We start from the raw sequence: 22,929 nt of genomic DNA, 5'->3' as shown, positions 1-22,929 counted from the left end.
GAGAAGTGGCCAAGGACAACCCTCGCACCCCTTAACTCTCGATGATTTGAAGATCTTCGAGGACCTCTTCATTTCGGTAGGGCAGATCCAAAGCATCGAAGATGGGTTGGAGACTCTGCCACATGATCGGTGCGGTGGATTCTGCGTAGGCGTTAGAGATGTGGTTCTGGTCGCGGTAGACGTAGATGTTACCGATGATCGGTGGGCAGTAGGTCTCTTCACAGAACCAGTCAGCGGTATCCACCGTCCACTGCTTATCAGCGGCAAAGAGGTACTGCTCAGCCGGGTTCGTAGGGGCGTAGACCGTGGAGCGCAGCGTGGAGCAATCATTCATCGTGTTTCGGGCGAGGAGGCACTCATTGGGGTCCATGTGATCGCCCTCGCGGGAGAAGACCCACGGGTTGTCGCGCAGCCCCACGAAAGGAATGCCATTGAGGCGCAGCTTGTCCCACACGGTGGCATAGGCATCCGGCACGATATCAGGGCCGATGCCGCCGGAACCAGCACGGCCGGCGGGGCGGGTGGCATTGGAGATGGCCAGGTCAGGCTGCAGGGCGATGATCTCCGCAAAAGCATTGCGGGACCATTCTGCGCAGACTTCTGAGACCGTGTCCAAATCATCCAAAACCAGCGGGCACTCCTGGCGCACGTAAGTGATCACCTTGAACCCACGCTCACGGCCGATCTTGTCCAGTGGAACCACCCACGGTTCCGCATGCGAGCCACCGAAAAGGACCACGGTGACATCAGAATCCGGGTCGCCAAAAACGCAGCCTTCGTGGGGGAGTAAGTCTCCCGGCTGGTCCATGAAGATCATGCAGCCACGGTCAACGGTTGGGGGCCACATGTCCGAGATGAAGTGCGGGTCGGGTGCAGCCAAAGCACGCGGCACATCAGCCCCGAAATGCGCCATGGCGCCGGGATACAGTGCCGGGTCAAGCTCGCCGCTCGCCTGTTCCACTTGCTTGTTGAACATGGGCAAGATAGCAAGCGTGCCGGCGAGGAGCACGGCGATGGCAACGCCGCCGATGGCGCGGGCGCGGCCGGGGAACGTCGATAAGCTAGCAAGCGCATTACGCACTGGCTGATCTGTTGCCTTCGGGCGCTTTCCGTGCTGGCGCAGAGGATCCTCGACGAGCTTGTACGTGATGTGAGCCAACGCGAGTGACGCCGCGATAACGCCGATGCCCAGCAGCACGGAAGGCTCGTCCTTGCCCGTGTACACGGTGAGCAAGATGAGCAAAGGCCAGTGCCACAAATACAAGGAGTAGGCGACCTTGCCCAGCCAGGTCATCGGGGAGGACGAGAGCAGCTTAGCCACGACGTGCTGCGGGCCACTGAGCACCACGAGCGCCGCACCGAGCAGAGGAATGAGCGCGGCTGGGCCTGGGAAGGCAAGGGAAGTTGGAATGATGAAGCCGGTGGCTGCGATCATCGTGACACCCAAGCCAGCAGCGGGGGCCTGGAACCTCGCGGGAATAGCCACCTTGGAGGGCAGCATGGCCAGCAAAGCACCGAAGCTCAGCTCCCATAAGCGGGAGGGGAGAGCGTAGTAGTTGGCGGGCGTGCCCACGAAACCAAAACGGGATGCATAGGCGAAAGATGCGATGGTGATCAGAGCGAGGATGACCACAATCCAGCGACGCAGACGCTGAACACCCACATGGGCGCGAGTAACCAAAATGGCCACCAGAATGCCAGAGGTAATGGCGAAGAGATAGAACTGCCCCTGCACACTCATGGACCACAAGTGCTGCAGTGGCGAAGTCTGCGAACCGGCTGCTGCGTAGGCAGCATCCTGGCTGCTCAGCTCGTAGTTCTGGTAGTAGAGCACAGACGCCTTGAACTGGCGAGCAATTTCCTGGCTCATGACCTGCGGCGTGAGATATCGGATGCCGGCGTAGACAGCCGCGAGTACCACTGCCAGCGCTGGCAGGAGCCTTCGTGCGGTGCGCCAGAAAGGCCACCACGGGTTCAGCGACGGGTTTGGGCGCATGGCATAACGCAGCTGTGTGCCCATGAAGAAATAACCGGACAACAGTAGGAACACGTCCACGCCGCCAGAGACCCTGCCCACGAAGACGTGGAACACAACCACGAGCATGATGGAAAAACCACGCAAACCATCAAGGTCAAAACGGTACGGTGACGACGACACCGGCTGCTTGACCGTTGGCGTAGAGGTGCGAACTGAGGTTGTCATCGGGCTTGTGTCACAGAAAAATAGGGGATACAGGGAAGTGAAAGTACTAAACCTTCCGGTGACCTTACCCGTGATACGAGGCAGAGCTATAACCCAGCATTGTGCGGCATGCCCATTTTGGTGTGGGTAGCACTTCCCAGGTAGGGTATTGCGGGTTGCTTAGCAACACTCCTGCGTTAGCGCCGGATCCGACGGGAATCATGGATTCCCCTTCGACCGGCCCTAGTCACACGCAGACGAAAACCAAGGGCTGAACCGGCCCGCCAAACACGTGGCGGGTGTCTGAACTGCCCAGTGACCGAAGTAAAGGACTTTTAACCATGGCTGTCAAGATCAAGCTGCAGCGTCTGGGCAAGATCCGTAATGCTCAGTACCGCGTTGTCATCGCTGATGCCCGCACCCGTCGTGACGGTGCTGTCATTGAGAACATTGGTATCTACCACCCGAAGGAAGAGCCGTCGCTGATCAAGATTGACTCTGAGCGCGCTCAGTACTGGCTCGGCGTTGGTGCCCAGCCGACCGAGCCGGTGCTCGCTCTGCTGAAGGTGACCGGCGACTGGCAGAAGCACAAGGGCCTCGACGGTGCTGAGGGCACCCTCAAGGTTGCTGAGGAGAAGCCGTCCAAGCTCGAGCTGTTCAACCAGGCTCTGGAGGAGGCTTCCAACGGCCCGACCGCTGAGGCCATCACCGAGAAGCGCAAGAAGGCTAAGGAAGAGGCAGAGGCTAAGGCTGCTGCTGAAGCCGAGGCTGAGGCTAAGGCTGCTGCACAGGCAGAAGCTGCTGAGGCTGCCGCTGAAGAGGCTGAGGAAGCTCCGGCTGAAGAGGCTGCTGAAGAAGAGAAGGCTGAGGAGTCCGAGGAGAACTAAACTCCCTCAAGCTTTGAAGCGACTGCCCGTGTGCCACTTGGTGCGCGGGCAGTTTTTGCATTGATGGGTGCTGGTAGCCTTAGCTCCCATGAAGTTGCTCATCGGCAAAGTAGTCAAGTCCCACGGTGTCAAAGGGGAGGTCGCCGTGGAGGTGTTGACCGACGAGCCGGACATCCGTTACGCGGTCGGGGAGGTGCTTCACGGGAAGCAGGCGGGGAAGGAACAAGACCTGACCATCGCCTCGGTGCGCCCGCACCAGAAGCGTCTGTTGGTCACGTTTGAGGAGATCCCGGACCGCACCGCCGCGGATTCGCTGCGTGGAATGCAGTTCTTTGCCGAGCCGCTGGAGCGCGATGAGGACTCGGATGAGTTCTATGACCATGAACTCATTGGTCTGAAAGTCGTGCAGGACGGCAAGGAGATTGGGGAGGTCACTGGTGTGATGGATACCCCGAACCGGAAGATCTTGGAAGTCGCGTATCAGGGTAGGGAAGTGCTGGTTCCCTTCGTTATGGACATTGTGCCCGAGGTGGATCTGGAGGAAGGCTTCCTAGAAATCACCCCACCGGAAGGGTTGCTGGATCTATGACGGGTACGCCGGCGTTGCGCATTGACGCGATCACGATCTTCCCCGACTATCTCGAGCCCATGCGCCACGCGCTATTGGGCAAGGCGATTGAGCAAGGCATCTTGGCGGTCGGGGTGCATAATCTGCGGGACTGGGCCACGGGCGGGCACAAAGCGGTAGATGATTCGCCGTTGGGTGGCGGTCCGGGCATGGTGATGAAGCCGGATGTGTGGGGCCCAGCACTCGATGAGGTGCACGCAGGTCGCGCTGGGTTTGATCTGGCCACCGCGGCAGCACACCGCAATGACAAGGCACGCCACGATGATGTGGCAGAGGTTGCCGCGCGCCCGTACACCGTCCCCGCTGATGTGCGCGACGGGGAAGACCCGGACGCGCCGTTGCTCTTGGTGCCCACGCCAGCAGGCAAACCTTTTACCCAGGCGGATGCGCAAGCGTGGTCGCGGGAGAACCACATTGTGTTCGCCTGTGGCCGTTATGAGGGTATTGATCAGCGCGTTTTTGAGGACGCAGCGCAGCGGTATCGTGTGCGCGAAGTATCCATCGGTGATTATGTGCTCATCGGTGGGGAGGTGGCGGTGCTCGTCATTGTGGAGGCAGTCACGCGCCTGATCCCCGGCGTGCTGGGTAATACGGAGAGCCACGAGGATGACAGCTTTTCCGACGGCTTGTTGGAAGGTCCGAGCTACACCAAGCCGCGCGTGTGGCGCGGGATCGAAGCCCCGCCGGTGTTGACGTCAGGCGATCACGCTAAGGTGGAGCTGTGGTGCCGTGAGCAGTCCCTCAAACGCACCAGGGAAGTGCGCCCGGAGCTTATCGTCGCCGCGGAACTCACCGAAGAGGATCGCTTCATGTTGGACGCCCGCGATGTGGTGACGGAGCTGGACGTTCTGGGCTGGAAGCCCGGCGCAGAAAAGAACATGCGCAGGGCGCTGAAGAAAGTCGGCTACCGCGATGCACAGATAAGCGCAAAAGAGCGCGGGACCGACGTGTGCTTTGGGCCGTCGATGCTGGAGACAGAGTATGAGCGGCGTGAGGGGCATCCGAGCCCTGATCCGCTGGTGAAGCTGCGCGTGCACGGGCGCACGGCATTGAGTCTCCCTGATGCCACGCAAGCAGTGGTCGCAGCGTTGCCGAAGGGCACGGATTGGTACGGGACGACCCGCGAGGTGTAGCTCTATAACGTCCGCCTACTAGACTTCCCCGAATGACTATCGCAGAGATTATCGCGAAAGAAATTCACGTCCGCGCCACCCAAGTAGAGGCGGCGCTCACACTTCTCGCGGAGGGCAATACCGTGCCCTTCATCGCCCGCTATCGCAAGGAAGTTACTGGTGGGCTGGATGATGCGCAGCTGCGTCACATCGAGGAGCGCAACACGTACCTGCTTGAACTCGCGGAGCGTAAGGAAGCAGTGCTGGCCAGCATCGAGGAGCAGGGCAAGCTCACCGACGAGCTCAAGCACGAGATCCTCGCCGCCGACACGAAGGCCCGCGTGGAGGATCTCTACTTGCCGTACAAGAAGCGCCGCAAGACCAAGGCGGATATCGCGCGCGAAGCAGGGCTTGAGGAGCTGGAGCAATTGCTTATCGACGCCCCCAGCACCAACCCCGAAACCACCGCCGAAAAGTTCATCTGCGAGGGCTTCCCGGACACCAAGGCTGTTCTTGATGGTGCTCGGGCGATCTTGGTTGACCGTTTTGCCACTGATGCTGATCTGGTTGGCGCCGTACGTGACCGTGTGTATGCAGAGGGCGCGATGCGTTCTGCCGTGGTGGAAGGCAAGGAACAAGAGGGCGCGAAGTTTGCGGATTACTTTGAATTCGCTGAAGACCTGACCAAGCTGCCGTCACACCGCATCTTGGCTTTGTTCCGTGGTGAAGCGGAGGGCGTGCTCACCCTCAACGTTGATCCGGGTGAGGAGGCTGTGTACGAAGGCATGATCGCCGAGCGCTTTGATCTGCCGGTGCAAGAGTCGGAATGGGTGGCCAAGGCAGCGCGCTGGGGCTGGCGCACGAAACTGCAGATCTCCGCGAACGTGGACGCCCGCATGCGCCTGAAAGAGAAGGCGGATGAGGGTGCGCTGGAGGTGTTCAAAACCAACCTGCGCGACGTGCTCTTGGCAGCACCTGCTGGCCAGCGGGCAACCCTGGCGCTTGATCCTGGTTACCGCAACGGCGTCAAATGCGCCGTGGTAGATGGCACCGGCAAGGTTTTGGCCACCAGCATTGTGTACCCGCACCAACCGCAGAACCGGTGGGATGCGGCGCGCACGGAGCTTGCCTCCTTGGTGGCGGAACATAGCGTGGAGCTCATCGCGGTGGGCAACGGCACGGCGTCGCGTGAATCGGAGAAGCTGGCGGGTGAAGTAGCAGACCTCATCGCGCAGGCGGGTGGCACTCGCCCAACACCGGTGATGGTGAGTGAGTCCGGTGCGTCCATCTACTCGGCTAGCGCAATCGCGGCGGAAGAGTTTCCCGACATGGATGTTTCCCTGCGTTCCGCGGTCTCCATCGCGCGGCGTTTGCAGGACCCGCTGGCGGAGTTGGTCAAGGTGGATCCGAAATCCATCGGCGTGGGCCAGTACCAGCATGACGTGAACCAGGTTGCGCTCGCCCAAACTCTGGATGCGGTGGTGGAGGATGCGGTGAACTCCGTCGGTGTGGATGTGAATACGGCGTCCGCGCCGCTGCTGGAACGTGTTGCGGGGCTGTCCAACACGGTGGCCAAGAACATCGTGGCCTACCGCGATGAGCACGGCAGCTTCACTACCCGCAAGGAGCTGGGCAAGGTTCCGCGTCTAGGGCCAAAGGCCTTTGAGCAGGCAGCGGGCTTTCTGCGTATTCAGGGTGCCAAGGATCCGTTGGATGCCTCAGCCGTGCACCCGGAGGCGTACCCAGTGGTGGAGCGCATTGCCACCGCGACTGGGATGGACACCACGTCCCTCATTGGTAATACCGCGGTATTGGCCAAGCTTGCGCCGGCCGATTTCGCCGATGAGACCTTCGGCGTGCCCACGGTGACGGACATCATCGCGGAGTTGGACAAGCCCGGCCGTGACCCGCGCCCGGAATTCACCACCGCTACGTTCAAAGAAGGTGTGAATGAGATCAAGGACCTCAAACCCGGCATGATTCTGGAAGGCACGGTGACCAATGTCGCTGCCTTCGGCGCATTCGTCGACGTCGGCGTGCACCAGGATGGTCTCGTGCACGTATCTGCGATGAGCAATAAGTTCGTCTCCGACCCGCATGATGTGGTGCGCTCCGGCCATGTGGTCAAGGTGAAAGTCATGGACGTCGATGTCGCGCGCAATCGCATCGGGCTGTCGCTGCGGCTTGAGGATGAGCCGGGGAAGCCCAGCAAGCCCAGCAAACTCGCAGGGAGGAAGAATGGGGCGGGGAACGGGGGACGTCGACAAGCGAAAAATGCGAAGCCTGCGCAGGGCTCGATGGCGGATGCTTTGAAGCGAGCAGGATTTGGGAAGTGACCCGGGGCTATGCAAGAATAGTCAGGTCTTGTAGCCGACATGAACCAGTCGAGCGCCCCAGGAGGGGAAGAGCCGCTAGGTTCCTCTGTCCAAATCTGAAAAGGAATTCGTATGTCTAACGGCATTATCGATAAGGTCGACGCAGGCCAGCTGCGCGACGACATCCCGGACTTCCGTCCTGGTGACACCCTGGGTGTTCACGTCAAGGTGATCGAGGGTAGCGTCACCCGTACCCAGCTCTTCGAGGGCTTTGTTGTCCGCCGTCAGGGCTCCGGCATCCGTGAGACCTTCACTGTCCGCAAGATCTCCTTCGGCATCGGTGTGGAGCGTACCTTCCCGGTTCACTCCCCGAACATTGACCGCATTGAGGTTCTGCGTCGTGGCCGTGTCCGCCGTGCGAAGCTGTACTACATGCGCGACCTGCGCGGCAAGGCTGCCCGCATCAAAGAGCGCCGCTAAACTTCAGCGCCTTCACGCCCCCTTCACCCACCGCTTAGTCTCGCGTGGGGAAGGGGGCGTTTTGCGTGCTCAGTGTTAAAGTGGTTCTCCGTGACTGATACCCCCCGCCAGCGTCCTGATAGCACCGAAGAAGACCGCACGATGCCGTGGTATGTGGAGATCCCGATGGTGGTTCTTCTCACCCTCGGCCTCATCTTCTTACTGCAAACATTCGTTGGCCGCGTGTACCTGATTCCATCTGCCTCCATGGAACCAACGCTTCACGGCTGTGAGGGGTGCAATGGTGACCGCATCTTCGTGCAGAAGGTGTCCTACTACTTCTCCGACCCGGAGCCGGGCGACGTGGTGGTCTTTGAAGGAACCCCATCGTGGAACACGTCCTACCAATCCAACCGGTCGGATAACCCGTTTGTGGCGGGACTGCAGCAACTGGGGTCCTACGTGGGGCTTGTTGCGCCGGATGAGAACAACCTGGTCAAGCGCGTGATTGCTACTGGCGGTCAGACCGTGTCCTGCCAGGCGGGCGACCCGTCAGTGATGGTGGACGGCCAGCCCACGGATCAGACGTTTACCCTTCAGCCACCGGATAATCCGGTGCTGCCGGAAGGCGGTTCTGAGGCGTGCGGTGGCCAGTACTTCGGTCCGCTGACCGTGCCGGAAGGCAATGTCTTTGTCATGGGGGATAACCGCACCAATTCCTTGGATTCGCGCTACCACATGGGAGATGAGTACCAAGGCACCATTCCTGAGGAGAATATCCGCGGCAAAGTCTCCTTCATCGTCTTGCCGTTGACCCGCATTGGGCCGGTGAAAAACGGTGATGTGGAGTTGCTGCAACAGTAAATGCGCAGGCTGAAGCAGCTCCGCACGTACGAGGTGGCGTTGGATAAAGCCGGCCTCGGTCCCGTGGCGGGCATTGATGAAGCGGGTCGTGGTGCGTGCTTTGGCCCCATCACCATCGCCGCGTGCATTCTGCCCTCGCGCCCGCTGCCTGGGCTGGAGGGTCTCACCGATTCCAAGAAGCTGACGCCGAAGAGGCGGGAGCTGCTTTTCGACGAAGTGGTCTCGGCCGCCACCGCCTACTCCGTCGTGCACATCAGCGCGGGGGAGATTGATCGCCGCGGCATCCAGAACGCGAACCTCGACGGTGCGCGCCGCGCGATCTCCGAGTTGGTTGTTGAACCAGGCTTCGTGCTCGTGGACGCCTTCCGGGTCCCCGGCCTGACCACCCCCCAACTTCCCATCGTGGGTGGGGATTACACTGCACGCTGCATCGCGGCAGCGAGCATCCTGGCCAAAGTCAGCCGGGACCGCCTGATTACCCAGATGGCGGAAGAGTTTCCGGAGTACGGCTTGGAGGGGCACAAGGGGTATGGCACGCAGGCGCATATGGATGCGGTGCGCCGTCACGGTGGAAGCCCTGAGCATCGCTACACTTATGCCAACGTTGCAGCAGCCCACCAGACGTATATGAGGAGCACCAAGCCATGAGCGCTGAGGAATTGGAGAACTACGAAGCAGAGGTCGAACTTTCTCTGTACCGCGAGTACCGCGACGTGGTCAGCCAGTTTTCCTACGTGGTGGAGACTGACCGCCGCTTCTACTTGGCTAACGGCGTGGAGCTGATCCCGCACACCGAGGGCAAGGATGTGTACTACGAAGTGCGCATGTCTGATGCCTGGGTGTGGGACATGTACCGTGCTGTGCGCTTCGTCCGCTACGTGCGCGTGATCACGTACAAGGACGTCAATATTGAGGAGCTGGATAAGCCGGAGATGGTCATCCCGGAATAGCCCGTCGTGTGCGCGCCCTGTGGATAAACAAGCGTTATCCACAGGGTGTTTTGTTTATTTAGGGCCACTTTTCATTCTGAGGGATCCGTTTGGCCTTTTGTGTCGTCTAAAGCAGTAGACCGCCTTGATGCGCGGTGCACATTGACACAAAAGATCGGAGAACACGATGGTGAAAAGTACGCCTGACGCTGGTGTGGATACGAACCAGTGGGTGCTGGGCACGCTTGGTGAATCACGTACAGCTGCCTGGTACGAGGAGATGGGATATGAGATTGTCCAGCTTGGGTACAGAACTAGGCGGGGCGAAATCGATGTGATTGCCCGCGCGGAGGACGGCACGATTGTTTTCATCGAGGTGAAAACGCGACGTGGCCATAGCTTCGGCGCGGCGGAGGCGGTCACGGCGCGCAAACTTAATCGCATCCGCGCCGCTGCATCTGAGTGGCTGATGGATAAGCCGTATACGCCCGTGCGTTTCGACGTTGTCGAGGTGCTTTATAACGGCCACATGTTCTTCCACCGCATGTACCAGGGGGTTGAAGATGGCGCTTGCTAGTACCTATAGCGCGGCTGTTGAGGGCGTGACCGCCCACTTTGTCACGGTGGAGGCCAACGTGGGGCCGGGTCTGCCGGGAATCCACATCGTGGGTTTAGGGGATAAAGCGGTGGGTGAGTCCCGTGACCGCATCCGTACCGCAGTAGCCAACTCCGTGTTGCCGTGGCCGCGCACGAAGATCATGGTGTCTTTGTCCCCGGCGAATCTGCCCAAGTCTGGTTCCCATTTTGATCTGCCCATTGCCCTGGCAGTGCTCGCCAGCATGGATCCGCGGGCGGAGCGAAAACTTAAGCGTTCACTCATCGTGGGGGAGTTGGCCTTGTCCGGTGAGTTGCGCCGAGTTGATGGCATCTTGCAGATCATCGTGCAGGCACTGAACAGCGACATTGAGCACGTGATCATCCCCGCGAGCAATGCACGGGAGGCAGCGCTCATTGGGCATCCATCAGTGAGGATCGCGCACAGTCTCACCGAAGCGTGGCAGTGGGTGATCGGGGAGCGCGAACTTCCCGGTTTGGAAACCGTGACGCACACGGTTGAGCCAGTCCGTGTGCCTGATTTCCGCGATGTGATCGGCCAACCTCATGAGCGCCGCGCCATGGAAATCGCAGCAGCGGGCGCCCACCACATGCTCATGATCGGTTCACCAGGCTCCGGCAAATCCATGCTGGCAGAAAGGCTCCCGTCGATCTTGCCGGACCTCACACCGGAGCAGGTGGTGGAAGCAACCGCGATCCATTCTGTTTCCGGGAATTCCTCCGGGGAGGTGATTATGAGGGCGCCGTTTGTGGCACCGCATCCGTCGTTAGGCAGAGCTGCCTTGATCGGAGGAGGCTCTGGCATTCCGCGCCCTGGTGCGGTGAGCCATGCACATCACGGGGTGCTTTTTCTTGATGAGGTCAGTGAGATCGACGCCCGCACTCTCGACGCCTTACGTGTGCCCCTGGAGAAGGGTGAGGTGCAGCTGACACGCGCGCGCCGGGTGGTGGTGTATCCGGCGAATTTCCAGCTGATCATGGCCGCGAATCCGTGTCGCTGTGGTGTGGATAATGCGGCGAAATGTGAATGTTCTTCTGGTGAGCGGGCGAAGTACCTGCGCAACCTGTCCGGACCACTGCGGGACCGCATTGATATCTGTTTAACCACTACCTCTGTGGGTGGTGTTGTTACGGCGTCAGACCAGGAGTCTTCTGCTGTCATCGCCGAACGCGTGCTGGCCGCGCGGGACCGCTCCCAATGGCGATGGGCCAAAGCGGGATTACCCGCCACGACGAACGGTCGCGTGCCTGGCGCGGTATTGCGGCGCGACTTCCCAGCAGCGGAAGACGGTATGGGCGTGATCAGTAGTGCTTTGGCTGATGGCGCGATCACTCAACGCGGGGTGGACCGACTTCTCCGCTTGTCGTGGACACTGGCGGATCTTGCCGGGGTGGATAGGCCACGACTGTCTGAGGTGATGGACGCGTTGAACTTGCGCGAAACGGAACAACAGGGGGTGGCAGCATGAGTTCGCTTGAATCCTGGGCGTATTTGAACCGCGTTGTGGAAGGCCCAAACCGACACTTGTTGGCTCTGCTTGATGCGGGCTGTGATGCTGATGAAATTGCGCACGGCATTCGCACACGGGCGAGTTGGCTGCGAGGCTTGGGGCCAGCGACTGAATCGCGGTACACGTGGGATCAGCCTGCTGAGGATCTCGCGGCGGCAGAACGGGAAGGCTACGCGCTGCTCACTCCCGATTCACCGGAATGGCCACGTGATGAGATCGCAGCGTCCTTCGAGGTGGCCCGTGCAAAAGCTGAGCGCGAAAAAGTAGGTAATAAATCGACACTTCCGCCCGATGCCTATGCGCCGCATGCCTTGTGGGTGCGGGGGAACACGAATCTGGCGCAGCTCTTCGCCAGCTCGGTGGGCATCGTGGGCACGCGTGCGGCCTCCGCGTATGGGCACCATGCCACGACTGATTTGTGCCAGGGACTCGCGCGACACCAGCACACGATTGTCTCCGGCGGGGCGCTGGGCATTGACACGGTGGCGCATTCCACAGCGATTGATGCCGGCGGGACAACCGTCGTTGTTGCGGCGTGTGGTGCCGGGCAGGTCTATCCGCGACGCAATGAGCAGCTGTTCGCGCGGATTGCTAATGAAGGCGGTGCGATCATCACGGAGTACCCACCCGGGGTGACGCCGGACCGCCACCGCTTCCTCACTCGCAACCGGCTCGTAGCCGCGTTGACGCAAGGCACCATCGTGGTGGAAGCAGCGTTCCGGTCCGGTGCGCTGAACACCCTGAAGTGGGTGGAGGTGTTCAACCGCGTGGGAATGGCGGTGCCAGGGCCGATCCTCGGGCCGGGATCCCTCGGCACGAATCTGGCTATTAGGGATGAGCGCGCAGCGATGGTCTTGAGCGCGGATGATGCCCACGAGCAACTCAGCCCCATCGGCACATCGGATGTGGATGGCCAGTATGAGATCGACTACGCCGCCAACGCCGTCCAGCAGCTCTCCCGCAACGAGCTACGTGTCTATGACTCGCTGCCGCTCGCCGACACCGGCGGGCTCGAGGCCGGGGACATTGCCCAAGCATGCGGTTTCACCATCGGGCTCACAGTTCATCTGCTCATGGCTCTGAATAAGAAGGGCATGGTCGTCCGCAAAGGCCAGCTCTGGGAGAGAGCTGATGGCGTGCCTCTAGACATCTAGACCAGGAGCGGCCATATACTGCCGGGAGATCTAACAACGGCAGGAGGCACGATGACGCAACTCGAAGCAGCCATCGATGACTTCGCCGACCACGCTCTCCTGGTCAAAGGCCGCTCCGAAGCCACCGTCAAGGGCTACCGCAGTGACTTACGGTCACTTGCGGAATTCGCCCCGCTTTTCGACGATTTCACCCTCCCCACCCTCCGTTCCTGGCTCGCCGCTGGCATGCGCGCCGGGCTGGCCCGCTCGACCATGGCACGGCGCACTGCTGCTGCGCGGGCGTTTTCCACCTGGGCTTATGAACATGGCCATCTTGAATCCGATGTGGCTGCCCGCCTGGTCACTCCCAAGATCAACCGCCACCTACCCGATGTGGTGAGCCCGAAGCGCGCCGGGGAGCTCGTCGAAGCACAGATCAACCCCGATGCCGATGGGCCCGAGGCAGCCCGCGACCGGGCGATGCTTGAGCTGCTTTATGCCACAGGGATGCGCGTCTCCGAACTCAATGGCCTTGATGTAGATGACGTGGACCTGAGCCGAGGCCTTGCCAAGGTCACCGGTAAAGGCAATAAACAGCGCGTCGTTCCCTTTGGGGACAATGCCCAGGCTGCGCTCGACGCATGGCTGACGCGCCGGTGCGAGTTGGTGGCTAAGAACAAAGAGGGAACAGCCGGTCACGCGCTGTTCCTCGGGTCCCGAGGCGGACGCATTGATGTGCGCCAGGTGCGCCGTGTTGTCGAACGCGCCGCCCAGCGCACAGGTGATAGTGACCTAAGCCCGCACGCGCTGCGCCACAGTGCGGCCACCCACATGCTGGAAGGTGGGGCGGACCTTCGCGTCGTGCAGGAACTATTAGGCCACTCCTCCTTGCAGACCACGCAGATCTACACCCACGTCAGCGCGCAACGCCTGAAAGCGGTGTATGACCAAGCCCATCCACGGGCTTAAGACGAATCGTCGGCGCTTCCAACAGAGACAGCGGATTGATGTAAGAATCCGGGCCGGTCTTGGCGCCCCAGTGCAGCCCGTCGTGGTCCCCATTGGGCGAGGCCATCCTCCCAATCGGCTGCCCCTCCCGGACCGCGTCGCCGACGGTCACCGACGGAAAGACCGGCTGGTACGTCGTGCGGATGCCATCGGCGTGGTCGATGGAGATCACCGGCACCCTAACAATCACGCCGACAAATGCCACCACGCCATCCTCGGCTGCCAGGATGTCCTGGCCTGGCCGGGCCGCTAAGTCGACGCCACGATGGCCCGGCATCCAGTTCTTCTCCGGTATGTCAGCGCCACGCGTTACCCGCGTGGCGCTCGGCGCACCAGTCGTCGGATCCACATACGCCCACGCGGGAGAGGCACCTCCGAGGAGTGCAGCTGACACTGTCATAGTTATAAAAATGCGTTGAAAAGGAATCATGGTGTCGATTGTGGGGAAGGGGGCGTCGATAAGCGAAAAGGGGCTGTGGAAAACGAGAAGTTATCCACAGGGGCGTGCCGTAAATTGGCGCATACGCTGGAGCAATGTAGACTTACACGGCAGCAACGCGTCCATTCGGGCGAGTTGACTACGCGCGGTGAAAATACCTGGTCACAGCCTATCTTTGATAGGGGTAGTGGAGCAGGTGCCGCCACTTGCGCCGGTCCTTCCGTAACTAATCTGTGGGCGGTTCCACGTCCACGGACTATTTTTAGATTCCACGGAAGGTGCGAGTACGGCTCACCGCTAGGGTGTGGGGCAAACCCACACAACAAGACAAGAAACCGAGATATTTACTCCAAAGGAGACATTCCCATGGCAGTCGTAACCATGCGTGAACTCCTCGACGCAGGTGTGCACTTCGGCCACCAGACGCGTCGTTGGAACCCGAAGATGCGTCGCTTCATCTTCACCGACCGCAACGGCATCTACATCATCGACCTGCAGCAGACGCTGACCTACATCGATGAGGCATTCGAATTCGTCAAGGAGACCGTCGCACACGGCGGCACCATCCTGTTCGTGGGCACCAAGAAGCAGGCTCAGGAGCCTGTCCAGGAAGAAGCACAGCGCGTGGGCATGCCGTATGTCAACCACCGCTGGCTCGGCGGCATGCTGACCAACTTCCAGACCGTGTCCAAGCGCCTCGCCCGCATGAAGGAACTGCAGGCCATGGACGCAGCCGAGGACGGCTACGCAGGCCGCGGCAAGAAGGAAATCCTCATGCTCACCCGCGAGCGCACCAAGCTGGAGCGCGTGCTGGGCGGCATCTCTGAGATGACCAAGACCCCGTCCGCACTGTGGATCGTGGACACGAACAAGGAGCACATCGCTGTCTCCGAGGCACAGAAGCTGCGCATCCCGGTCGTGGCAGTCCTGGACACCAACTGTGACCCGGATGTTGTTGATTACCCGATCCCGGGCAACGACGACGCAATCCGCTCCGTCAAGGTTCTCACCCACATCATCGGTGAGGCAGTTGTTGCTGGTAAGCAGCAGCGCGAAGAGCGCGCTCTGGCCAAGGCACGCGAAGCAGCAGGCGACGCACCAGCTGAGGCGGCAGAGCAGGCTCCGGCCGCAGAGCAGGCTGAGGCTGAGGCAGCGCCGGCAGCTGAGGCTACTCCGGAAAACTAAACTGAGGTCATTCCTCACAACAGGTAACCCCCGCGTCCAGCAGCGCCCCGCCCCGCCTCGCACGAGAGCGTGACGGACGCACGGGCACGGGGGTTTCCTCACAACACAGTTGGTTTTAGTGAGCTGGGCATGCCGGCAAGGCATGTGTCCACTACGCTGTCAACTGACCTTTTACAAACTTTGAACAACCACCACGAGGAGGGTCGCCCCACTATGGCGAACTACACCGCTGCAGACGTGAAGAAGCTGCGCGAAACCACCGGCTCCGGCATGCTCGACTGCAAGAAGGCTCTGGAAGAATCCGGCGGCGACTTTGACAAGGCCGTTGAGATCCTGCGTATCAAGGGTGCTAAGGATGTGGGCAAGCGCGCTGAGCGCAACGCTCTTGAGGGCCTGGTGGCTGTCTCCGGCAACACCATCGTTGAGATCAACTCTGAGACTGACTTCGTGGCTAAGAACGACGAGTTCAAGCAGCTCGCTCAGCAGATCGCTGAGGCTGCAGCAGCTGTGAAGGCTAACTCTGTTGAGGAGCTCGCTGGCGCTGACGTCAACGGCGAGACCGCTGCTGATGTTCTGCAGGCACTGTCTGCAAAGATCGGCGAGAAGCTCGAGCTGCGTCGTGCGGCTACCGTTGAGGGCGACAACATTGCTAAGTACCTGCACCAGAAGGCTGCAGACCTGCCGCCGGCAGTGGGCGTGCTCGTGTCCTACACCGGTGACAACGCTGAGGCTGCACACCAGGTTGCTCTGCAGATCGCTGCTATGAAGGCTCGCTTCTTGGATAAGGACTCCGTCCCGGCTGACGTCGTGGAGAAGGAGCGCGCAGTTCAGGAAGAGATCACCCGCAATGAGGGCAAGCCGGAAGCTGCTATCGAGAAGATCGTCGAGGGTCGTCTCGGCGGCTTCTTCAAGGACGTTGCTCTGCTCGAGCAGCCGTCCCTGGCTGACTCCAAGAAGACCGTCCGCCAGTTCACTGAGGAGAACGGCATTGAGGTCAAGGACTTCGTCCGCTTCGAGGTTGGCCAGGCTTAAGCCCTAGCTCACAGCCCTAACGCAGCATGTGCCCCAGGTTCGCCTGGGGCTTTTTGCTTATCGATGTCTTAGCGCCCACACCCCATCCCGCCCCTCAAACACCATCTGCGCATCTGGGTTCAGCGCTAACACTGCCTCGGCGTCGCCTGCACACAAGTCGACCTGGGATCGTTCCAAAGCCACCTTTGACACTTTGCCGTTGGGTTGTTGGACGAGCACCCAATTGGTGGAGTCGTATGAGTCCTCATAGTCGCGAAACACATGACGGCCAAGGAGGTCATTTGCCGCCTGGCCCGCGTACGGGCAAACAAGGAGGACTTGTGTTGCGTTGGGATAAACGTCGCTGATGTGCAGCGTGACAGAAGCGTCACCCCCGTGTTCTGACAGTGCGTCCTGCAGCGCGTGTTGGTCAGCATGTGTGCCGCAGGATGTTAGAAGCAAACAGGAGAGGGTGGCAGTGGTGAGTTTGGCGCGCATCTGGGTCCTTCTTCTCCGGCAGCGTAAGATTGTCGCCGAGTGTATCTGACCCCCTTTTCAAAGGAGTTGACAAACGTGACCGAAGCCACGGCACCCATGCGTACAGGCTACAAGCGAGTAATGCTGAAGCTTGGTGGTGAGATGTTTGGTGGCGGCAAGGTCGGCATTGACCCTGATGTGGTTGAAAGTGTGGCCAAGCAGATCGCGGAAGTTGCCCGTGGTGGCACCGAGATCGCCGTAGTGATCGGCGGCGGTAACTTCTTCCGTGGCGCGCAGCTGCAGCAGCGTGGCATGGACCGTGCACGCTCGGACTACATGGGCATGCTGGGCACCGTGATGAACTGCCTGGCGTTGCAGGACTTCCTGCAGCAGGAGGGCGTGGAATGCCGTGTGCAGACCGCGATCAACATGGCGCAGGTGGCGGAGCCGTACCTGCCGCTGCGCGCATCCCGCCACCTGGAGAAGGGCCGCGTGGTCATCTTCGGTGCAGGTATGGGTATGCCATACTTCTCCACCGACACTACGGCAGCACAGCGTGCGCTGGAGATCGGGTGTGACGTTCTGCTCATGGCTAAAGCTGTGGACGGTGTGTACTCCGATGACCCGCGCACGAACCCGGACGCTGAGCTCTTCAGTGAGATTTCTCCGCGTGAGGCACTGGAGAAGGACCTCAAGGTCGCTGACGCCACCGCGTTCAGCCTCTGCATGGACAACAAGATGCCGATCCTGGTGTTCAACCTGCTCAAGGAAGGCAATATTGCGCGGGCGGTTGCGGGGGAGCGCATCGGCACCCTCGTGAAGTAATGCTTATTCTCGCCGCGATGGCGGTGGGGGCGGTCATTCCCGCTCAAACCGCCGTGAATAGTCGGCTGCGCTTGAGCGTGGGTGCGCCGCTGCCAACGAGCTTCTACTCCTTCACCGTCGCTTTTCTGTGCGCGGTGTCCTTGGCCGTGGCCACGTCTGGGGTCCGCTGGGATTTTGCAGCCGCTGCTGCGGAACCCTGGTGGGTGTGGATCGGCGGTGTCATGGGCACCGTGTTCCTCACCGGCAACGTTGTGCTGTTTCCGCGACTGGGCAGTGTGGAAACAGTGGTCATACCGATCCTGGGGCAAGTGATCATGGCGTTGGTCATCGACCAGTTTGGCCTCTTCGGTTCCCCACAGACGGAAATCAGCGCGCTGCGTCTTCTCGGTGCGGTGGTGGTATTCGCTGGCATTCTGTGCATTCACGTCCTCCGTCGCAGCAACACAGGAGCCCACGCGGACGGTGGCCTCTTGTGGGGGTGGCGCGCCTTCGGCGTATTCATGGGTATGTGCTCCGCCACCCAAACCGCGGCCAATGGGTATCTGGGCACCGTCCTGGGAAGCTCCATTCAAGCGGGCGCCGTCAACCTTGTGGTCGGGGCAACTCTGCTGTTGCTCCTCAGCCTGACCTTCAGCTCTTCCCGCCGCGCGCTACTGTCCAGGATCGAGCCGGGCCCGTGGTGGATGTGGCTCGGCGGCGTTTTCGGCGCGATCTTCGTGGTGGGCATGGCTACTCTCGCACCGATCATCGGTACGGGCGCAACCGTCGTCGGCCAGCTTGCCGGCACCATCATGTGTGGTCAGCTCATCGAGCGCTTCGGTCTCTTCGGCAGCCCGAAGACCTTGCTGCAAACCAACCGCGTGCTCGGCCTCATCCTGGTCTTCCTGGGCGCGGTCTTAGTGCGCGCGCTTTAACGCCACTGACGCACAACCGGCTCAATGGCCTGCGCCAGCTGGAGCACCGTCGCATCATCCACGGTCAGTCCGCCTAGGTGAACAGGCCCCACTGCAACGGCAGGCCCGCCTGTGAGGTTGAACAAGGAACACCATGGCGTCCATTCGGTCTGCGCCATGAAACTGTCCTCCGGCGATAGGCCGGGGAAGTAGTTCACCGCGGGCGGGTCCGTCGCAATCGTCGGGGTCAGCAGCACATCCACGTCCCACTGCGCAGCCACATGCGTGGCCAAGCCCGCTGCTTGCTGCTGAGCCAGGGTGACATCGCCCGGGGTCAAGGCCCGTCCCTCACGGCGCAACCACGCCACATACTCACTGTCCGCCGGGTCCACGTCCACAAATTTATGTGTGATCAACGTACGGAAGTAGCCAAACGCACGCTCAGCGCCAGAGAACGGTTCAAGCACATGCTTTTCGACGCCCACTAGTTCCTCCAACACTTCCCCCGCACGCTCCACCACCGCGATGCGCTTCTCATCCACGGGTGCGCCGGGGGTGAAGAGGGGGGAGGTGCAGATGCCGAGGCGGAGACGTCGAAAAGCATTCTTGCGAAGCCCATGAAGAGTGAGTTGATCTGCGACCGTTTGGGTTAAGAACCCGTCGACCGTGCCTCTGCCGGAAGGCTTGAAACCCACCACTTCACACGCGGCGGCGGGCACGCGGAGGGAGCCGCCCGCATCGCTGCCATGCGCCGCGCGATGCAGGCCTTCAGCAACAACAACCGCGGCACCCGAGGAAGAACCACCCGGCGTAGCACCTGGATATGCCGGGGACGCAAGCTCAGGCACGCGCTCCGCGTACACCGTGGCACCCAATTCCGCGGTGACGGTCTTGCCATTGATGGCCGCGCCCTGGTGTTGCAGCTTGCTGAGAAACGGCGATGTCGTGCGTGCTACGTACTCGCGCGCGGGGTTCCCCATCGTGGTGGGCATACCCGCAACATCCGACAAATCCTTCGCAGGAATCACCCAACCCGCCAGCCGGCCAGCCGTCTGGGGGCGGACAGAATCGTCGAGGTAAGTAAAAGCAGGATGCATCGTGGAGATCAGTGTAGAAGTGGCTGCTAAGTTAGTACACGACAACGGCGCGCACAACGCGCGCGATGAAAGGATGAACACCCCCCATGATCGACGACGTACTGCTTGACGCCGAAGAGCGCATGACCAACTCTGTAGAGCACACCCGCTCCGAGCTGGTCACCATCCGCACTGGCCGCGCGAACCCCGCCATGTTCAACGGTGTCATGGCTGATTTCTACGGCGCACCCACCCCGATCAACCAGATGGCCACCATCTCCGTGCCGGAGCCTCGCATGCTGTTGATCAAGCCGTTCGACCCGTCCACGATGGGTGAGATTGAGAACGCTATCCGCAACTCCGACCTCGGCGTGAACCCGACCGATGACGGCCACGTGATCCGCGTGACCATCCCGCAGCTCACCGAAGAGCGCCGCCGTGACCTGGTCAAGCAGGCCAAGGCCAAGGGTGAGGACGGCAAGATTGCCATCCGCAACGTCCGCCGCTCCGGCATGGAAGCCCTGAAGAAGATTCAGAAGGACGGTGACGCAGGCGAGGACGAAGTCACCGCAGCTGAGAAGGAACTGGACAAGACCACCGCCAAGTACGTGGAGCAAATCGATGACCTAGTGGGCAAGAAGGAAGCAGAGCTCCTCGAGGTCTAAATTCCGTGACGGACAATCCTTCAAACCAACACCAGCGCCGGGTTCACCTGCCAAAGCCGAAAAACTCGGCGGGCCGGAACCTGCCCGTGGCCATTGCCACGAGCGTGGTGCTCATCGCCTTGGTGCTCGTGGCCACCTACGTGGGACCTGTCATGTGGTACCCCGTGGTTAGCGTTGCGGCTGCGCTGGCGATGTGGGAGACATTCACCCGGCTACGTGAACACGGCTTTGGCGTGTACCGGTTTGCCAGCATCGTGCTGGGCATATGCATGATTGTGTCCACGTGGCCTTTCGGCTATACGGGCCTGCTGGCTACGTTCACCGTGAGTGTTCTGGCGCTCATGTTTGCGCGCCTGTTCTTCCACGGCCCGGACACCGCGCCGCGCAATTACGTGCGTGATACAGCGGTGAACATTTTTGTCCTCGTGTGGATCGGCATGTTCGGCGCCTTTGCCGCCATGATTTCCCGCCTGGAGGCGCCGGGGGTCACGGGCGGATTCTTCATCATCACGTTCATCGCATGCGTGGTGGCCTCCGATGTGGGTGGTTATACCGCCGGTGTTCTCTTCGGTTCCCACCCAATGGCGCCGGCGGTGAGCCCGAAGAAATCCTGGGAAGGCTTCGCCGGCTCGGTGCTCTTCGGCGCAGTGACGGGTGTACTCACGGGCATGTACCTGCTGGGCACGCAGTGGTGGGCAGGACTCGTCTTCGGCCTGGGCATCGTCGTGTGCGCCACCTTGGGGGACCTAGTGGAAAGCCAATTCAAACGCGAACTGGGCATCAAGGACATGTCTGCGATCCTGCCCGGACACGGCGGCATGATGGACCGGGTTGACGGCATCCTGCCCGCGGCTGCAGCAACGTGGCTGCTGATGAACGTCGTCGTGCTGTAAAAATTGGCTATGACGTAGCAAACCAGGCACAATGGGCCACGTCATGAGTGATTTTCCAAAGATCCAGTTGCTGGCCCCCAAGCGCGGCATGCCGCCGAAGCACTTCGCGGACCTGACCGTCGAAGAACGCATTACCGCGCTCGGGGAGCTTGGCCTGCCCAAGTTCCGCGCCGACCAGATCGCGCGCCACTACTACGGCCGCTATGAGGCGGACCCGTCCACGATGACGGATCTGCCCGCGGCCCAGCGTGAGACAGTCAAGGAAGCACTGTTCCCGCGCCTGCTCACCCCCGTACGCAAGGTGGAGACTGATAACGGTGACACCACCAAGACCCTGTGGCGACTTCACGACGGAATCCTGCTGGAGTCCGTCCTCATGCGCTACCCAGGCCGCGCGACCCTGTGCATCTCATCCCAGGCCGGTTGCGGCATGGCGTGCCCGTTTTGCGCCACCGGCCAGGGTGGGTTGGACCGTAATTTGTCCACAGCGGAGATCGTGGACCAGGTGCGCGAAGCAGCCGCCATGATGGAGGCCGAAGGTAGCCGCCTGACCAATGTCGTGTTCATGGGTATGGGGGAGCCGCTGGCCAACTACAACCGCGTGGTGCAAGCGGTGCGCCAGATCATCTCGCCCGCGCCGGAAGGCTTTGGCATTTCGCAGCGCAACGTCACCGTGTCCACAGTGGGGTTGGCGCCCGCGATCCGCAAACTCGCGGACGAAGGCTTCAACGTCACCCTCGCCGTGTCCCTACACACGCCTGACGACGAACTCCGCGACACCCTCGTCCCCATGAACAACCGCTTCTCTGTTGCCGACGTCTTGGACGCCGCCCGATACTTCGCGGACCAAACCGGCCGTCGCGTGTCCATCGAGTACGCGCTTATCCGCGACATCAATGACCATGACTTCCGTGCGGACATGCTGGGCAAAAAGCTTCACGACGCTTTAGGTCCCCTCGTCCACGTCAACCTCATCCCCCTGAACCCCACCCCTGGCTCGAAGTGGGATGCGTCCCCGCGTGAGCGCCAAGACGAGTTCGTCCGACGCGTCATCGCCCAGGGTGTGCCGTGCACGGTGCGTGACACCAAGGGCCAGGAAATCGCCGCGGCGTGCGGCCAGCTCGCCGCCGATGAAAAGGCAGAGGCTTAACTTCTTCAGAGCAGAACAAACCCCAGCCAGCATTTGCTGACTGGGGCTGAAGCTTTGCCTGAGGGAGCTAGCGAACTAGTTGCTGAGCTCGTGGCGGCCCTGGGATGCGCGGAATGCCTCCGGCTCGATGTTGAGGGCGCGTAGCTGGCTGTCGGTGAGCTCAGCGTACGGGCCGGTCATGGTGCGCTGGAGCTCGGTCCAGTCCTTCTCCACGTAGCCGACCGGCTGGTTGAAGGCGGTGACGGTGCGCACCTGGGAGAGTTCCGGACGGATGGCAAACAGCACGAGGCCGAGAGCGATGAGGACAGCCAGTGCGATGAGCCAGATGGTCTCAACATGGCCCTGGTGGTTGCCGAAGTTGTAGGCAATGAGGAAAGCCACGGACACCCAGCCAGCGATCTGGATGGTCTTCGGGGTCAGTTCAGACCAGCCCCACTTGGCGGAAGGCACATCAGCCTCGGAAACACCGTTGTAGACCTGGGGTGCGTCATCCTTAGCGCTCACAGCAAACTCCTTGACACGGGTTAGGGAAAAGAGTCAATGCACCTATTTTGGCATACGTGGTGCTGTGTTTTCGATTCATCCCCCCGAAACATGTTGCGCGCGTGCATTTAGTAACACCGTGGTGACTATCGGGTAACGCGATGGTGAGTATCGAGTAACACTGCAGTT

Annotated in this window: 24 protein-coding genes; 19 read left to right on the top strand and 5 right to left on the bottom strand. The window is 61.0% G+C overall.

The features are described 5' to 3' along the window. Positions 1–31 precede the first annotated feature (31 nt). A complete protein-coding gene (locus tag QP994_RS00120; RefSeq protein WP_284864933.1) occupies positions 32–2,203 on the bottom strand; it encodes an acyltransferase family protein in 2,172 nt (723 codons plus the stop codon). 320 nt (positions 2,204–2,523) lie between these two features. On the opposite strand from QP994_RS00120, the gene rpsP reads away from it, so the two are divergent. From rpsP to QP994_RS00060, 12 genes are all read left to right on the top strand, one after another. Further along, entirely contained in the window at positions 2,524–3,069 is a 546-nt protein-coding gene (gene rpsP / locus QP994_RS00115; RefSeq protein ID WP_284854632.1) for a 30S ribosomal protein S16, read from the top strand. A gap of 88 nt (positions 3,070–3,157) precedes the next feature. Then, positions 3,158–3,658, top strand: coding sequence for a ribosome maturation factor RimM (gene rimM, locus QP994_RS00110; protein ID WP_284854634.1), 501 nt, complete (start codon positions 3,158–3,160; stop codon positions 3,656–3,658). Further along, positions 3,655–4,830, top strand: coding sequence for a tRNA (guanosine(37)-N1)-methyltransferase TrmD (trmD, locus tag QP994_RS00105; RefSeq protein ID WP_502869979.1), 1,176 nt, complete (start codon positions 3,655–3,657; stop codon positions 4,828–4,830). Before rimM ends, trmD begins: the two co-directional genes overlap by 4 nt. A gap of 32 nt (positions 4,831–4,862) precedes the next feature. Then, the gene (locus QP994_RS00100) at positions 4,863–7,145 is read left to right on the top strand and encodes a Tex family protein (RefSeq protein ID WP_284864932.1); all 2,283 of its coding nucleotides are present in this window, start codon (positions 4,863–4,865) and stop codon (positions 7,143–7,145) included. 111 nt (positions 7,146–7,256) lie between these two features. After that, entirely contained in the window at positions 7,257–7,604 is a 348-nt protein-coding gene (rplS, locus tag QP994_RS00095) for a 50S ribosomal protein L19 (RefSeq protein WP_034661593.1), read from the top strand. Positions 7,605–7,745: 141 nt separating this feature from the next. Then, a complete protein-coding gene (gene lepB / locus QP994_RS00090; protein ID WP_284865114.1) occupies positions 7,746–8,447 on the top strand; it encodes a signal peptidase I in 702 nt (233 codons plus the stop codon). Further along, on the top strand, positions 8,448–9,095 hold the full coding sequence (locus QP994_RS00085) for a ribonuclease HII (RefSeq protein WP_284864931.1): 648 nt from the start codon (positions 8,448–8,450) through the stop codon (positions 9,093–9,095). It begins immediately after the preceding gene. After that, the gene (locus tag QP994_RS00080) at positions 9,092–9,397 is read left to right on the top strand and encodes a DUF2469 domain-containing protein (RefSeq protein WP_034661585.1); all 306 of its coding nucleotides are present in this window, start codon (positions 9,092–9,094) and stop codon (positions 9,395–9,397) included. Before QP994_RS00085 ends, QP994_RS00080 begins: the two co-directional genes overlap by 4 nt. A gap of 166 nt (positions 9,398–9,563) precedes the next feature. Continuing rightward, entirely contained in the window at positions 9,564–9,953 is a 390-nt protein-coding gene (locus QP994_RS00075; protein WP_102724206.1) for a YraN family protein, read from the top strand. Further along, positions 9,940–11,460, top strand: a complete 1,521-nt coding sequence (locus tag QP994_RS00070; protein WP_284864930.1) for a YifB family Mg chelatase-like AAA ATPase — start codon at positions 9,940–9,942, stop codon at positions 11,458–11,460. Before QP994_RS00075 ends, QP994_RS00070 begins: the two co-directional genes overlap by 14 nt. Beyond that, positions 11,457–12,656, top strand: a complete 1,200-nt coding sequence (gene dprA, locus QP994_RS00065; protein WP_284864929.1) for a DNA-processing protein DprA — start codon at positions 11,457–11,459, stop codon at positions 12,654–12,656. Before QP994_RS00070 ends, dprA begins: the two co-directional genes overlap by 4 nt. A gap of 51 nt (positions 12,657–12,707) precedes the next feature. Continuing rightward, positions 12,708–13,604, top strand: a complete 897-nt coding sequence (locus QP994_RS00060; protein WP_284864928.1) for a tyrosine recombinase XerC — start codon at positions 12,708–12,710, stop codon at positions 13,602–13,604. Here the strand turns inward: QP994_RS00060 and QP994_RS00055 are convergent. Further along, positions 13,552–14,043 (bottom strand): M23 family metallopeptidase, encoded by a 492-nt coding sequence (locus QP994_RS00055; protein WP_284864927.1) that lies wholly within the window; start codon positions 14,041–14,043, stop codon positions 13,552–13,554. The two genes, QP994_RS00060 and QP994_RS00055, sit on opposite strands and share 53 nt — an antisense overlap. 405 nt (positions 14,044–14,448) lie before the next feature. Between QP994_RS00055 and rpsB the strand changes: the two genes are divergently transcribed. Next, the gene (rpsB, locus tag QP994_RS00050; RefSeq protein WP_284854650.1) at positions 14,449–15,267 is read left to right on the top strand and encodes a 30S ribosomal protein S2; all 819 of its coding nucleotides are present in this window, start codon (positions 14,449–14,451) and stop codon (positions 15,265–15,267) included. A gap of 213 nt (positions 15,268–15,480) precedes the next feature. Continuing rightward, positions 15,481–16,299 carry a translation elongation factor Ts gene (gene tsf, locus QP994_RS00045; protein ID WP_284864926.1) on the top strand — a complete coding sequence of 273 codons (819 nt, stop codon included), beginning with the start codon at positions 15,481–15,483 and terminating at the stop codon, positions 16,297–16,299. A gap of 57 nt (positions 16,300–16,356) precedes the next feature. Here the strand turns inward: tsf and QP994_RS00040 are convergent, their stop codons facing one another. Then, on the bottom strand, positions 16,357–16,776 hold the full coding sequence (locus tag QP994_RS00040; RefSeq protein ID WP_284864925.1) for a hypothetical protein: 420 nt from the start codon (positions 16,774–16,776) through the stop codon (positions 16,357–16,359). A gap of 96 nt (positions 16,777–16,872) precedes the next feature. Here QP994_RS00040 and pyrH point away from each other — a divergent pair, with 96 nt between their 5' ends. Both pyrH and QP994_RS00030 read left to right on the top strand, forming a co-directional pair. Beyond that, entirely contained in the window at positions 16,873–17,580 is a 708-nt protein-coding gene (gene pyrH, locus QP994_RS00035) for a UMP kinase (RefSeq protein ID WP_502869989.1), read from the top strand. Beyond that, on the top strand, positions 17,580–18,494 hold the full coding sequence (locus QP994_RS00030) for a DMT family transporter (RefSeq protein ID WP_284864923.1): 915 nt from the start codon (positions 17,580–17,582) through the stop codon (positions 18,492–18,494). The genes pyrH and QP994_RS00030 overlap by 1 nt, the downstream gene beginning before the upstream one ends. On the opposite strand, the gene QP994_RS00025 is transcribed toward QP994_RS00030, so the two are convergent. After that, on the bottom strand, positions 18,491–19,570 hold the full coding sequence (locus QP994_RS00025) for an amidase family protein (protein WP_284864922.1): 1,080 nt from the start codon (positions 19,568–19,570) through the stop codon (positions 18,491–18,493). The genes QP994_RS00030 and QP994_RS00025 overlap by 4 nt on opposite strands. Positions 19,571–19,656: 86 nt before the next feature. Between QP994_RS00025 and frr the strand changes: the two genes are divergently transcribed. The 3 genes from frr to rlmN are packed head-to-tail and all read left to right on the top strand — an operon-like array spanning position 19,657 to position 22,257. Further along, positions 19,657–20,214 carry a ribosome recycling factor gene (gene frr / locus QP994_RS00020; protein WP_284864921.1) on the top strand — a complete coding sequence of 186 codons (558 nt, stop codon included), beginning with the start codon at positions 19,657–19,659 and terminating at the stop codon, positions 20,212–20,214. Positions 20,215–20,219: 5 nt separating this feature from the next. Beyond that, positions 20,220–21,107: a phosphatidate cytidylyltransferase gene (locus QP994_RS00015; RefSeq protein WP_284854662.1), complete on the top strand. Its 888-nt coding sequence runs from the start codon at positions 20,220–20,222 to the stop codon at positions 21,105–21,107. A 43-nt stretch (positions 21,108–21,150) separates the two neighbouring features. After that, complete coding sequence (rlmN, locus tag QP994_RS00010; RefSeq protein WP_284864920.1) at positions 21,151–22,257, top strand: dual-specificity RNA methyltransferase RlmN; 1,107 nt, start codon at positions 21,151–21,153, stop codon at positions 22,255–22,257. Between the two features lie 75 nt (positions 22,258–22,332). Here the strand turns inward: rlmN and QP994_RS00005 are convergent, their stop codons facing one another. Continuing rightward, a complete protein-coding gene (locus QP994_RS00005) occupies positions 22,333–22,761 on the bottom strand; it encodes a DUF2631 domain-containing protein (protein WP_284864919.1) in 429 nt (142 codons plus the stop codon). Positions 22,762–22,929: the final 168 nt, after the last annotated feature.

The sequence above is a fragment of the Corynebacterium sp. MSK044 genome, from assembly GCF_030232825.1.
Taxonomy (GTDB): domain Bacteria; phylum Actinomycetota; class Actinomycetes; order Mycobacteriales; family Mycobacteriaceae; genus Corynebacterium.
This window is presented reverse-complemented; position numbering and strand designations above follow the sequence as displayed.

Coding starts and splice junctions, on each gene's coding strand:
- QP994_RS00120 (WP_284864933.1), bottom strand. CDS start 2,203: ATGACAACCTCAGTTCGCACCTCTACGCCAACGGTCAAGCAGCCGGTG.
- rpsP (WP_284854632.1), top strand. CDS start 2,524: ATGGCTGTCAAGATCAAGCTGCAGCGTCTGGGCAAGATCCGTAATGCT.
- rimM (WP_284854634.1), top strand. CDS start 3,158: ATGAAGTTGCTCATCGGCAAAGTAGTCAAGTCCCACGGTGTCAAAGGG.
- trmD (WP_502869979.1), top strand. CDS start 3,655: ATGACGGGTACGCCGGCGTTGCGCATTGACGCGATCACGATCTTCCCC.
- QP994_RS00100 (WP_284864932.1), top strand. CDS start 4,863: ATGACTATCGCAGAGATTATCGCGAAAGAAATTCACGTCCGCGCCACC.
- rplS (WP_034661593.1), top strand. CDS start 7,257: ATGTCTAACGGCATTATCGATAAGGTCGACGCAGGCCAGCTGCGCGAC.
- lepB (WP_284865114.1), top strand. CDS start 7,746: ATGCCGTGGTATGTGGAGATCCCGATGGTGGTTCTTCTCACCCTCGGC.
- QP994_RS00085 (WP_284864931.1), top strand. CDS start 8,448: ATGCGCAGGCTGAAGCAGCTCCGCACGTACGAGGTGGCGTTGGATAAA.
- QP994_RS00080 (WP_034661585.1), top strand. CDS start 9,092: ATGAGCGCTGAGGAATTGGAGAACTACGAAGCAGAGGTCGAACTTTCT.
- QP994_RS00075 (WP_102724206.1), top strand. CDS start 9,564: ATGGTGAAAAGTACGCCTGACGCTGGTGTGGATACGAACCAGTGGGTG.
- QP994_RS00070 (WP_284864930.1), top strand. CDS start 9,940: ATGGCGCTTGCTAGTACCTATAGCGCGGCTGTTGAGGGCGTGACCGCC.
- dprA (WP_284864929.1), top strand. CDS start 11,457: ATGAGTTCGCTTGAATCCTGGGCGTATTTGAACCGCGTTGTGGAAGGC.
- QP994_RS00060 (WP_284864928.1), top strand. CDS start 12,708: ATGACGCAACTCGAAGCAGCCATCGATGACTTCGCCGACCACGCTCTC.
- QP994_RS00055 (WP_284864927.1), bottom strand. CDS start 14,043: ATGACAGTGTCAGCTGCACTCCTCGGAGGTGCCTCTCCCGCGTGGGCG.
- rpsB (WP_284854650.1), top strand. CDS start 14,449: ATGGCAGTCGTAACCATGCGTGAACTCCTCGACGCAGGTGTGCACTTC.
- tsf (WP_284864926.1), top strand. CDS start 15,481: ATGGCGAACTACACCGCTGCAGACGTGAAGAAGCTGCGCGAAACCACC.
- QP994_RS00040 (WP_284864925.1), bottom strand. CDS start 16,776: ATGCGCGCCAAACTCACCACTGCCACCCTCTCCTGTTTGCTTCTAACA.
- pyrH (WP_502869989.1), top strand. CDS start 16,873: ATGCGTACAGGCTACAAGCGAGTAATGCTGAAGCTTGGTGGTGAGATG.
- QP994_RS00030 (WP_284864923.1), top strand. CDS start 17,580: ATGCTTATTCTCGCCGCGATGGCGGTGGGGGCGGTCATTCCCGCTCAA.
- QP994_RS00025 (WP_284864922.1), bottom strand. CDS start 19,570: ATGCATCCTGCTTTTACTTACCTCGACGATTCTGTCCGCCCCCAGACG.
- frr (WP_284864921.1), top strand. CDS start 19,657: ATGATCGACGACGTACTGCTTGACGCCGAAGAGCGCATGACCAACTCT.
- rlmN (WP_284864920.1), top strand. CDS start 21,151: ATGAGTGATTTTCCAAAGATCCAGTTGCTGGCCCCCAAGCGCGGCATG.